This is a genomic window from Pseudomonas sp. ANT_J12 (assembly GCF_008370045.1).
Classification (GTDB): Bacteria; Pseudomonadota; Gammaproteobacteria; order Pseudomonadales; family Pseudomonadaceae; genus Aquipseudomonas.
Genome location: NZ_VOBN01000023.1, coordinates 73,341 through 85,101, shown reverse-complemented (window position 1 = coordinate 85,101; position 11,761 = coordinate 73,341). Strand labels below are relative to the sequence as shown.

Here is an 11,761-nt window from a genome sequence, read left to right as displayed (position 1 = left end):
GATCTTCGGCTGGATCAGCCAGAAACAACTGGGCCGCGGCCTGTCGTTTGGTGCAGTGAAGTAGCCCGGAATCCGCTCCTTGTAGGAGCCAGGCTTGCCGGCGAAGGCGTCCGTTAAATCGCCTTCGCCGGCAAGCCTGGCTCCTACAAAAAGCGCGCCCGGCTCAAATAAATAAAAACATGTGGAGGCCCATCATCATGGCCAACCTGAAAATCAAGAATCTGCAAAAAGGCTTCGAAGGCTTTTCCATCATCAAGGGCATCGACCTGGAAGTGAACGACAAGGAATTCGTGGTGTTCGTCGGTCCATCGGGCTGCGGCAAGTCCACCCTGCTGCGCCTGATCGCGGGCCTTGAAGAGGTCAGCGGCGGCACCATCGAACTCGATGGCCGCGACATCACCGAAGTCAGCCCGGCCAAGCGCGACCTGGCGATGGTGTTCCAGACCTACGCCCTGTACCCACACATGACCGTAAAAAAGAACATGTCGTTCGCCCTCGACCTGGCCGGCGTGCCAAAAGCCGAAGTCGAGAAGAAAGTCGGCGAAGCGGCACGCATCCTCGAACTCGGGCCGATGCTCGAACGCAAGCCGAAACAACTGTCCGGCGGCCAGCGCCAACGGGTCGCCATCGGCCGCGCCATCGTGCGCAACCCGAAAATCTTCCTGTTTGACGAACCGCTGTCCAACCTCGACGCCGCCCTGCGGGTGCAGATGCGCCTGGAACTGCTGCGTCTGCACAAAGAACTCAAAGCCACCATGATCTACGTGACCCACGACCAGGTCGAAGCCATGACCATGGCCGACAAAGTCGTGGTGCTCAATGGCGGTAAAGTTGAACAAGTCGGCTCGCCGCTGGACCTGTATCACCAGCCGGCCAACCTGTTTGTCGCCGGGTTCCTCGGCACGCCGAAAATGGGCTTCCTCAAGGGCAAAGTCACTCGTGTTGAAAGCCAGAACGTCGAAGTCCTGCTCGACGCCGGCACCCGCATCACCCTGCCGTTGAGCGGCGCCAATCTGAGCGTCGGCGGCCCCGTAACCCTGGGGATTCGCCCGGAACACCTGAACCTGGCGCAAACCGGCGACTGCACCCTGCAAGTCACCGCCGACGTCAGCGAACGCCTGGGCAGCGACACCTTCTGCCACGTGGTGACCACCTCCGGCGAAGCGCTGACCATGCGCGTGCGCGGTGACCTGGCCAGCCGTTACGGTGAGTCGCTGAGCCTGCACCTGGACGCCGAACACTGCCATTTATTCGATGCCGACGGCGTGGCGTTAACTCGCCCACTGCGCGCCGCTGCCTGACGAGACTATGCGATGAAACTGAATAAACAGAACCTCAATCGCCTCGCGCCTGAGGTGGCACTGCCCGCCTACGCCCTGAGCGATACGCGCCAAGGCATCGCCCACATCGGCGTCGGCGGTTTCCACCGGGCGCATCAGGCGTATTACACCGATGCGCTGATGAACACCGGCGAAGGCCTCGACTGGGCGATTTGCGGGGTCGGCCTGCGTGCCGAAGACCGTCGCGCCCGGGACGATCTGAAGGAACAGGATTACCTGTTCACCTTGTTTGAACTGGGCGACGACGCTGACGCCGAAGTCCGGGTGATCGGCGCGATCCGCGACATGTTGCTGGCCGAAGACAGCGCCGAGGCGCTGATCGACAAACTCGCCAGCCCCCAGATCCGCATCGTCTCGCTGACCATCACCGAGGGCGGCTACTGCATCGACGACAGCAACGGCGAGTTCATGGCCCATTTGCCGCTGATCCAGCACGACCTGGCGCACCCGAACGCACCGAAAACCGTGTTCGGCTTTCTCTGCTCCGCGTTGGCCAAACGTCGCGCCGCCGGCACGCCAGCGTTCACCTTGATGTCCTGCGATAACCTGCCGCACAACGGCGCGGTAGCCCGCAAGGCACTGCTGGCCTTCGCTGCGCTGCGCGATGCCGATCTGCGGGACTGGATCGACCAGAACGTCAGCTTCCCCAACGCCATGGTTGACCGCATCACGCCGATGACCAGCACCGAGCACAAACTGCAATTGCACGACAAAACCGCGATCGACGACGCCTGGCCGGTGGTCTGCGAACCGTTTGTGCAATGGGTGCTGGAAGACAAGTTCGTCAACGGCCGCCCGGCCTGGGAAAAGGTCGGCGTGCAGTTCACCAACGACGTCACACCTTACGAAGAAATGAAGATCAAGCTGCTCAACGGCAGCCACCTGGCCCTGACATATCTGGGGTTCTTGAAGGGTTATCGCTTCGTCCACGAAACCATGAACGACCCGCTGTTCGTGCGTTACATGCGCGCCTACATGGACCTCGACGTCACGCCACAACTGGCTTCGGTGCCGGGGATCGACCTGACCGAATACAAGAACACTCTGGTGGCGCGGTTTTCCAATCAGGCGATTGCCGATCAACTGGAGCGGGTGTGTTCGGACGGTTCCTCGAAGTTTCCGAAATTCACCGTGCCGACGATTAATCGCCTGATCGCTGACGGCCAGGAGACCAAGCGTGCGGCGTTGGTGGTGGCGGCCTGGGCCTTGTATTTGAAGGGCGTGGATGAGAATGGCGATACCTATTCGATTCCCGATCCGCGGGCGACGTTCTGTCAGGCGTTGGTGGCGGATGATGCGTTGATCACCCAGCGGTTGTTGGAGGTCGATGAGATTTTTGGCACGGCGATCCCGCGTTCGGCGGAGTTTGTCGCGGCGTTTGAGTGGTGCTGCAACAGCTTGCGAGAGGTGGGCGTGACCCGAACCCTGGAAAAAGTACTCGCGGCCTGATCGTTCCCACGCTCTGCGTGGGAATGCAGCCCGGGACGCTCCGCGTCCCCCATCCAAAAGCGGACGCAGAGCGTCCATTGAGGCATTCCCACGCAGAGCGCGGGAACGATCTTCGGTAGGGTCATCCATGGCAAACCAACAACGATTCCTCGGCATCGACTGCGGCACCCAAGGCACCAAAGCCATCATCCTCGACGCGGTCAGCGGTCAAGTGCTGGGCCAGGGCGCCGCCGCCCACACCCTGATCAGCGGCGCCAACGGTCGGCGCGAGCAAGACACCAATCAGTGGCTGGAAGCCTTCGCCCTCGCCACCCGACGCGCCCTGCTCGCCGCCAACGTCGACGGCCAGGACATCCTCGGCATCGGCGTCTCCGGCCAGCAACACGGCCTGGTGTTGCTCGACGATCAAGGCCAGGTCCTGCGCCCGGCCAAGCTCTGGTGCGATACGGAATCCACCCCGGAAAACGATCGTCTGCTGACGCATCTGGGCGGCGAAAAAGGCTCGCTGGAACGCCTCGGCGTCGTCATCGCGCCGGGCTACACCGTGTCCAAACTGCTCTGGACCAAAGAACAGCACCCACAGATTTTTGCCCGCATCGCGCGCATCCTGCTGCCCCACGACTTCCTCAACTATTGGCTCACCGGCCGCAGTTGCAGCGAATACGGCGATGCGTCGGGCACCGGTTATTTCAATGTACGCACCCGCCAGTGGGACTTGCAGCTGCTGCGCGACATCGACCCCACCGGGCGCCTGCAAGCGGCGCTGCCGGAGCTGATCGATGCGCACCAAGCGGTAGGAACCGTCCTGCCCAGCATCGCCGAACACCTGGGCATCAACCCGCAAGCGCTGGTGTCCAGCGGCGGCGGCGACAACATGATGGGGGCCATCGGTACCGGCAACATCCAGCCCGGGGCGATCACCATGAGCCTGGGCTCCTCGGGCACGGTCTATGCCTATGCCGAACAGCCCAAAGTCAGCCCGGACGCCTCGGTCGCCACGTTCTGCTCCTCCAGCGGCGGCTGGTTGCCGTTGATCTGCACCATGAACCTGACCAATGCCACCGGGGTGGTTCGCGAGTTGTTCGAGCTGGATATCGAGCGCTTCAACGCTCTGGTCGAACAGGCGCCGATCGGTGCGGACGGCATGTGCATGTTGCCGTTCCTCAACGGCGAACGCGTCCCCGCCCTGCCCCACGCCACCGGCAGCCTGCACGGCTTGACCATGACCAACCTGACCCAGGCCAACCTGTGCCGCGCCGCCGTCGAAGGCACGACCTTCGGTCTGCGTTACGGACTGGACCTGCTGCGGCAAAATGGCTTACAAAGCCGCAGCATTTGCTTGATCGGCGGCGGCTCGAAAAGCCCGGTGTGGCGCCAGATCGTCGCCGACATCATGAACACCCCGGTGATCTGCACCGAACAAAGCGAAGCCGCCGCCCTCGGCGCGGCGATTCAAGCGGCGTGGTGCAAGTCCTGGTCTAACGGCCACGAAAGCACCCTGGCGGACTTGTGCGAGCGCTGCGTGAAACTCGACCTGGCCAGCGAAACCCTGCCGATCGCAGAGAATGTGGCGGCCGCGCAGCAGGCTTACGAACGCTATCAACAGCATGTCGCAACCCTTTAAAGAGCGAACAATTCTATGTATCTGGTGTGTGGCGAAGCGCTGTTCGATTTCTTCAGCGAAGACGATGCCAGCGGTCTGGCTTCAAAAGTGAATTTCAAGGCGATTGCCGGCGGTTCGCCGTTCAACGTCGCGGTGGGTTTGCGCCGCTTGGGCGTGGATTCGGCGTTGTTTGCCGGGTTGTCCACCGACTACCTCGGCCGCCGCTTGCAGCACGTGTTGCAGGACGAAGGTGTGTGCCCGGATTACCTGGTGGACTTCGCCGCGCCGACCACCCTGGCGATGGTCGCGGTCGGCGCCAATGGCTCGCCCCATTACAGCTTCCGCGGTGAAGGCTGCGCGGATCGGCAATTGCGCCTGGAGCATCTGCCGGTGCTGGGGCCTGAAGTGCGCGGTTTGCACATCGGTTCGTACTCGCTGGTGGTGCAGCCGATTGCCGACACCTTGCTGGCGTTGGTGGGTCGCGAAAGCGGTAAACGCCTGATCAGCCTTGATCCGAATGTGCGGTTGAATCCAGAGCCGAACATCGACCTGTGGCGTTCGCGGATTGCCGAACTGGTGAAGTTGGCCGACCTGATCAAGGTCAGCGATGAAGACTTGAGCCTGCTCTACCCCGAGCAAGACCCGGCGCGTGTCATTGAAGGCTGGTTGCAGCATCGCTGCCAATTGGTGTTTTTGACCCGTGGTGGCGAAGGCGCAACGGTGTTCAGTCGGGCCCATGGTTCGTGGTCGGTGCCGGCGCAATCGGTGAAGATTGCCGATACGGTCGGGGCTGGCGATACCTTCCAGGCTGCGTTGATTACCTGGCTGACCGAGCATCAGCTGGATTCGGTGGACGGTGTGCAGCGCCTGAGTCGGGAGCAGATTGACGGGATGTTGAAGTTTGCGGTGCAAGCGGCGGCGCTGACCTGCAGCAAGACCGGGCCGGATTTGCCGTATCGGCAGCAGTTGGATTTGCACTGAACCGATCGTTCCCACGCTCTGCGTGGGTACGCAGCCCGGGACGCTCCGCGTCCCATCCAGAGCCAAACGCGGAGCGCGCCGACCAGGCATTCCCACGCAGAGCGTGGGAACGATCAAAGGTCCTGTGTAAACTGTCGCCCTTTTTAAGCGCATGACGGGAAGACGGGCTTTTGAACTCTAGGCAAACAGCTGGGCTTGTATTACTCACGACAGTGCTGGCCGGTTGCAGCACCTCGCCGCCCCGCTCCCCCAACGATATCTGCGAGATCTTTCGGGAAAAGAGCGACTGGTACGACGCCGCGCAAGTCACGCAAAAACGCTGGGGCGTGCCGATCCAGGTGCCCTTCGCGATCATGTATCAAGAGTCCGGCTATCGTTACGACGCCAAGACACCGCGCAAATACCTGCTCTGGATCATTCCGTGGGGCCGGGTGTCGACGGCATCGGGCTACGCCCAGGCCAAGGACGAGGTCTGGTCCGACTATCAGAAAAGCACAGGCAGAGGTGGGGCCGACCGCGAGGATTTCGATGACGCCATCGATTTTGTCGGCTGGTACATGGACAAAACCGCCAGCATCAACGGCGTCTACAAATACGACGCCTACGGGCAGTACCTCAACTATCACGAAGGCTGGGGCGGCTATCGCCAGAAAACCTACGCCAGCAAAGCCTGGCTGGTGGCCACGGCCGGCAAGGTCCAGGGTCGATCCGATCTGTATGCGCAGCAATACGCTGGGTGCAAGAACGATCTGAATCGCGGGTTCTGGAGCCGGTTCTGGCATTGGCTCTAAACCCCGTAGCTGCCGAAAGCTGCGATCTTTTGCTCTTGCTTCTAAAAGATCGCAGCCTGCGGCAGCGCCTACAAAGTCCTACCGGTCACAACACCGAGAAGTTGTAACTCACGATCAACCGGGTCTCATCCACGTCCCGGGCAAACTTCTCGTAATTGGTACGGTACGTCGCATTGCGCAAACGCAAACTCACGTCCTTGAACGTCCCGCTCTGCACCACGTACTTCAGCTCGCTGTCGCGCTCCCACTCCTTCCCGTCCTGAGCGCTGCCCAGCACCTTGATATGGTCGCCGTTCACATAACGGGTCAGGAAACTCAGCCCGTTGAGGCCAATCGCCTTGAAGTCATAGTCATAGCGCAACTGCCACGAACGCTCTTGCGCGGCGGCGAAGTCGTTGACCTGCACATAGTTGACCAGGTACGGGTTGGTGCCATCCAGGTACGGCATCGAGTTGTCGCCATTCATGCGCTGCCAGCCGGCGCTGAAGGTGTGGCCACTCAACGCATACGACAGCATGCCGCTCAGGGCACGATTGTCGATGGAACCGGCACGGGCGGCGCCGCTGTCGGCACTTTTCAGCAGTCGCAGATCCGCCTTCAGTACGCCATCACCCAACGGTTGGTTGGCCAACACACCGACGAAGTGCTGGCGGTAGATGTCCTCCAGTTCCGCGTAGTGGTACTGCGCGGTCAGGCGCTCGTTGATCTTGTAGTCGAAGCCGTACATGTCGAAATGGTCAGCGGTGACATTGCAGGCGTAGCGCTTGTTCTTGCAGTGCACGCGGATGTCTTGCGCATCCGTCGAATCCCGGGCCGTGTATTTGTCCAGCCGCGCGGCCATGAAGGTCAGGTCTTTGACCTCTTTGGAGGTCAGCATCGCGCCGTTGAACATCGTCGGCAGCAGACGGCCGTCGTTGTACTTGAGCAGCGGCAAATCCGGCAGCAACGCGCCGTACTTCAACACGCTTTGCGATACCCGCACTTTGGCGGTCAGCCCGAGCTTGGCGTACTGGTCCTTCGAACCGCGCGGGTTCTCGCCGGATGACGGCAGCAAGCCGCTGTTGCTGCTGTCGGCGCTGGAATCGAGTTTGAGCCCGAGCATGCCCAATGCATCGATCCCGAAACCGACCGTGCCCTCGGTATAACCCGATTGCAGATTGAGAATGAAACCTTGCGCCGACTCCTCACGCTTGGAAGCGCCCTGGTCGTTGCTGGTGTGCCCATCACGGAAGTCGCGGTTGAAATACACCGTACGCGATTCGATTTTCGCCGTGGTGTCGTCGATAAAACCGCTGGCCTGGACCGACCCGGTAAAACCGGCGCACAGGGCTAGAGCGCCGAAGCCGAATGACTGGCGGGCCGTGATGAGGGGAAATGGGGGACGCATGAAAAAAAGCTCCAACAGTGCAGCGTTTGCGCAAGGCGCAATAAGCCAGAAAATAGCTTCCGCCCTGGACCGGTGACGGGCCAGAGTGAAGTGAACACACGGGGGTGAACGGCGATGATGGCACAAGGCTTTTACGGGTTGAAGGCGACTTTAGTCTGAAACTGACTGGCAGTTCTTCAGTTCGAGTTCCCTCCTGTTGGAACCGGGCAGGTCTAAAGCTCCGCATTCATTGACCGAATCCCTGCACATAGGGGATTTCCCTACCCTCAAGCACGGCATTTGCGCCTTGAACGCGCCCGGTTAATCCTGCACCATCCGCCCCAGCTTATTCAAAGGACGGAATTCAAGGCATGCTGGACGCGAACGCAACCCATATTTCCCTCACGCTGGAAGGTGTTTCCACCGACCTTCAAGTGCTCAGTTTCGTCGGTCGCGAAGCCCTCAACCAACCGTTCTGTTTCGACATCGAACTGGTCAGCGCCCGCCCCGACCTCAAACTCGAAGAGCTGCTGCACAAGCCTGGCTGCCTGACCTTCGGCGCCACCGGCGAAGGCATCATCCACGGCTTGGTCTACCTCATCGAACAAGGCGATTCCGGCAAAAAGCTCACGCGCTACAGCGTCAGCCTGGTGCCGCAACTCGCCTACCTGCGGCACAACCATGACCAGCAGATCTTCCAGCACCTGACCGTACCGAAGATCATCGGCCAGGTCCTCGAAGCGCGCGGCATCCTCGCCGATGCCTACAGCTTCCAACTCCGTGCGGTCTACCCCGAACGCGACTACTGCGTGCAGTACGACGAATCCGACCTGCATTTCATCCAGCGCCTGTGCGAAGAAGAAGGCATTCACTTCCACTTCCAACACTCCGCCAGCGGCCACACACTGGTGTTCGGCGATGACCAGACGGTGTTCCGCAAACTCGCCCCCGTGAGCTACCAGCAAGACTCCGGCATGGCCGCCGAAAAACCGGTGATCAAGCGCTTCAACCTGCGCCTGGAAACCCGCACCACCCGCGTCAGCCGCCGGGACTACGACTTCGAAAAACCACGCATCCTCCCCGAAGGCACCGCCAAAAGCACCTTCGCCCCGGACCTCGAAGACTACGACTACCCCGGCCGCTTCACCGACCGCGAGCGCGGCAAGCAACTGGCGACCCGCGCCCTTGAGCGCCATCGCAGCGACTACAAACTCGCCGAAGGCAAAAGCGACGAGCCGACCCTGGTCAGCGGCCACTTCCTGGCCCTGAGCGAACACCCGCGCGCCGAGTGGAACGACCTCTGGCTGCTGCTGGAAGTCGTGCACGAAGGCAAACAACCGCAAGTGCTCGGCGAAAACACCACCAGCGACGTCACCGACAACAAGGACGATTTCCACCAGGGCTACCGCAATCGCTTCCTCGCGACCCCGTGGGACGCGCACTTCCGCCCTGCCCTCGAACACCCAAAAGCCAAAATCCTCGGCAGCCAGACCGCCATCGTCACCGGCCCCAAGGGCGAAGAAATCCACACCGACCAGTACGGCCGGGTCAAAGTCCAATTCTTCTGGGACCGCGACGGCCAGGCCGACGACAACACTACCTGCTGGCTGCGCGTCGCCACCGGCTGGGCCGGCAACGCCTACGGCGGCATCGCCATCCCGCGCATCGGCATGGAAGTGCTGGTCTCGTTCATGGAAGGCGACCCGGATCAACCGCTCGTCACCGGCTGCCTGTACCACAAGGAAAACGTCGTCCCCTACGACCTGCCGGCCAACAAAACCCGCAGCACCTTCAAAACCCTCAGCTCACCGGGCGGCAAGGGCTACAACGAATTCCGCATCGAAGACAAGAAAGGTGCGGAACAGATCTACCTCCACGCCCAACGGGATTGGGATGAAAACATCGAGCATGATCAGAAGATCCGCGTCGGCAACGAGCGCCACGACACGGTCGAGGCGAATGTCTTAAGCGAATTCAAGGTCGAAGAACACCGCATCACCCACCTGGATCGCAAGACCGAATCCCGGGCGAATGACCACCTCACGGTTGGCGTGACTCAGCATGTGAAGGTGGGGACGGCGCAGTTTGTCGAGGCGGGCCAAGAGATTCACTACAACGCTGGGGAAAAGGTTGTGGTTGAGGGGGGGATGGAGCTTACGGCCAAGGCTGGCGGGAGCTTTGTGAAGGTGGATGCGGGGGGTGTGACGATTAGTGGGGCGAATGTGAAGGTTAACTCCGGTGGTGGGCCGGGTTCTGGCACTGGCATCGGCATCCTCGCTCCGCTGATTCCAGGCCTCGCCGCCGCCGACATCGCCGGTCGCCTGATGAAAGAAGCCAAGTCCAATCCGACCTGGCTGGAATTGAACCTGCACTACGACAACCTTGAACCTGTACCGGGCGCGGCCTACCGCGTCGACTTTGCCGACGGCTCGACCCGTGAAGGCGTGCTGGACGATGACGGCTTTGCCCGGTTGGAGGACGTACCGAAAGGACCGGCCAAAGTGTATTACGGCGAGGATCCACGGCCGTACACCCGTGAAAGCGTCACGGTTGTACAGAACTCTGACGAAAAGGTTAACGCAGACTTACGCAAGCTCGGCCTGGACCCGGACGAGGTTGATTTACAAGCATTGGTGGAGAAAGCCGCAGGGAGGCTGTCATGAGTGACGAAGTAGTTGAGAGCGCAAACGAAGGTGACGAAGACCGTAGCGCCGCTTACCAAGAAGCCGCGATAGAACTGGCAAAAGGCATCGCCCTCGGCGCCGTGCCGTTTCTTGGCCAGGCGATCGACGCCTACGACACGATCGAATCCGCTATCGTCCTCTACAACGCAGAGTCGACCGACGGTAAGGAAGAAGCTCAATTTGACCTGTTGATGGCCGTCATCGGCTGGGTTCCAGGGCCGGGCGACGGGTTGAAGAAAAGCCTGCGCATCGTCAATAAAGACCCACAGCGCTACGCCCCGGTACTCTTCGACCTGCTTCGCTTCGTACTGCAAGAATGCGGAATCAAAACCAGCCCCGAAGAACTGCTCAAGCAAATATTCGATGCCGGCAAACTGCGCGTTGAACTCGACGAAATCATCACCGGCGTCAAAGGCTCATCGACGTTCCAAAGCCTTCCAAACTGGGCAAAAACATCCGTCGTCACCGTCCTCGCCGCCTCCCGCGACAACATGCCCGCCATGGTGGGGATTGTTGAGAAGCGCTTGGTTAAATGGAAAGGGATGCAGCGTAATAGCTCGGCGGCTTCCTCCGGGTCAAGTCACCCGAAAAGAGCGGAAAAGCCTGCAAGCAAAGACTCGGCTGTTGCGGCGAAGGGCAAGGACGGCGCCAGCGGCACCCATTCCAACCAAGTTGAAGCCTCCAAAGTAGGCCTTCAAGCCCCTTCCGGCATTTTGAATGAAGGGCTGGGGGTTAGTGGGGAGCATATTGCCGACTACATTTGTGCGGAAGATTTTGGCTGGGGCAAGGATTGGGATGGGCATGATAAAGGGGCGGATGGGAAGTGGCTTGAGGGGGTTCCCGGTGCCAATAAAAAAGGCAAACTTTCTTCCGGGGGCAGCCCAAAGTCACGCCACATCCTTTATAAACTTACCGACGGTGCAAATGGTACGGGCATAGATGCAGTATGGCGAGCTGACCCGACAAATAACGAAGGCAAAAAATTTGCCATAGTCGAAGCGAAGGCAAGCCGCAATGAAGATGCTCCTAAATTTATGCGCAAACCTAACAACACCCGAAAACCGGGAATCAGCTCAAAGTTATTAATTTCCGGAGTAACTGATCCTAGTGAGCTGATTGAGCCGATAGAAGAAATTGACACGCCAGATCAGAGTAAAAACAAAAGCCCTGTAAGCAGTGGAAAAAAGAAACCAACTAACACCAAACGCAAAAAAGACTTCACAAACAGAAGAAGAGACATACTGGTTCAGATGAGCAGCGAGTGGATCGAAATCAACATTACCAAAGCTGTTTCTTCCAGAAATCTGATGGCTCAAATAATGAATTCCTATAGCCGCCACCTGTTTTACACTCCGCTATTCCACACAAGCTTAAGTCCGAAAGAGCATGCCAGCGCGCAACTAAGTAGTTTGAACGAAAGCACTCACCAAAATCACAAAGGCTTTCATTACTCTGATCGCGAAGTAAAAGAGTTCGTAAACAAACGTAAAAAATCTTTAGCCAAAAAGTACGGCGCTTTAGACTCACTCAAGATCGAGGCCTGATCA

The 11,761-nt window shown here is 59.8% G+C and carries 8 protein-coding genes; 7 read left to right on the top strand and 1 reads right to left on the bottom strand.

What is annotated here, in order from left to right; genetic code table 11:
- Positions 1–197: 197 nt before the first annotated feature.
- The 5 genes from FQ192_RS29240 (at position 198) to FQ192_RS29220 (ending at position 6,164) form a co-directional block, all read left to right on the top strand.
- Positions 198–1,301: an ABC transporter ATP-binding protein gene (locus tag FQ192_RS29240; protein ID WP_149661645.1), complete on the top strand. Its 1,104-nt coding sequence runs from the start codon at positions 198–200 to the stop codon at positions 1,299–1,301.
- A gap of 12 nt (positions 1,302–1,313) precedes the next feature.
- On the top strand, positions 1,314–2,789 hold the full coding sequence (locus FQ192_RS29235; protein WP_149661644.1) for a mannitol dehydrogenase family protein: 1,476 nt from the start codon (positions 1,314–1,316) through the stop codon (positions 2,787–2,789).
- A gap of 127 nt (positions 2,790–2,916) precedes the next feature.
- Positions 2,917–4,413: a xylulokinase gene (gene xylB / locus FQ192_RS29230; protein ID WP_149661643.1), complete on the top strand. Its 1,497-nt coding sequence runs from the start codon at positions 2,917–2,919 to the stop codon at positions 4,411–4,413.
- A 15-nt stretch (positions 4,414–4,428) separates the two neighbouring features.
- Positions 4,429–5,373: a carbohydrate kinase gene (locus FQ192_RS29225; protein ID WP_149661642.1), complete on the top strand. Its 945-nt coding sequence runs from the start codon at positions 4,429–4,431 to the stop codon at positions 5,371–5,373.
- Positions 5,374–5,543: 170 nt separating this feature from the next.
- Complete coding sequence (locus FQ192_RS29220) at positions 5,544–6,164, top strand: hypothetical protein (RefSeq protein ID WP_149661641.1); 621 nt, start codon at positions 5,544–5,546, stop codon at positions 6,162–6,164.
- Positions 6,165–6,249: 85 nt separating this feature from the next.
- Here FQ192_RS29220 and FQ192_RS29215 read toward each other — a convergent pair whose 3' ends face one another.
- Positions 6,250–7,551, bottom strand: a complete 1,302-nt coding sequence (locus tag FQ192_RS29215) for an OprD family porin (RefSeq protein WP_149661640.1) — start codon at positions 7,549–7,551, stop codon at positions 6,250–6,252.
- Between the two features lie 350 nt (positions 7,552–7,901).
- Between FQ192_RS29215 and FQ192_RS29210 the strand changes: the two genes are divergently transcribed.
- Together FQ192_RS29210 and FQ192_RS29205 are read left to right on the top strand one after the other, a co-directional pair.
- Entirely contained in the window at positions 7,902–10,193 is a 2,292-nt protein-coding gene (locus FQ192_RS29210) for a type VI secretion system tip protein VgrG (RefSeq protein WP_149661639.1), read from the top strand.
- The gene (locus tag FQ192_RS29205; RefSeq protein ID WP_149661638.1) at positions 10,190–11,758 is read left to right on the top strand and encodes a hypothetical protein; all 1,569 of its coding nucleotides are present in this window, start codon (positions 10,190–10,192) and stop codon (positions 11,756–11,758) included. The genes FQ192_RS29210 and FQ192_RS29205 overlap by 4 nt, the downstream gene beginning before the upstream one ends.
- The last annotated feature ends 3 nt before the right edge of the window (positions 11,759–11,761 follow it).

Coding starts and splice junctions, on each gene's coding strand:
- FQ192_RS29240 (WP_149661645.1), top strand. CDS start 198: ATGGCCAACCTGAAAATCAAGAATCTGCAAAAAGGCTTCGAAGGCTTT.
- FQ192_RS29235 (WP_149661644.1), top strand. CDS start 1,314: ATGAAACTGAATAAACAGAACCTCAATCGCCTCGCGCCTGAGGTGGCA.
- xylB (WP_149661643.1), top strand. CDS start 2,917: ATGGCAAACCAACAACGATTCCTCGGCATCGACTGCGGCACCCAAGGC.
- FQ192_RS29225 (WP_149661642.1), top strand. CDS start 4,429: ATGTATCTGGTGTGTGGCGAAGCGCTGTTCGATTTCTTCAGCGAAGAC.
- FQ192_RS29215 (WP_149661640.1), bottom strand. CDS start 7,551: ATGCGTCCCCCATTTCCCCTCATCACGGCCCGCCAGTCATTCGGCTTC.
- FQ192_RS29210 (WP_149661639.1), top strand. CDS start 7,902: ATGCTGGACGCGAACGCAACCCATATTTCCCTCACGCTGGAAGGTGTT.
- FQ192_RS29205 (WP_149661638.1), top strand. CDS start 10,190: ATGAGTGACGAAGTAGTTGAGAGCGCAAACGAAGGTGACGAAGACCGT.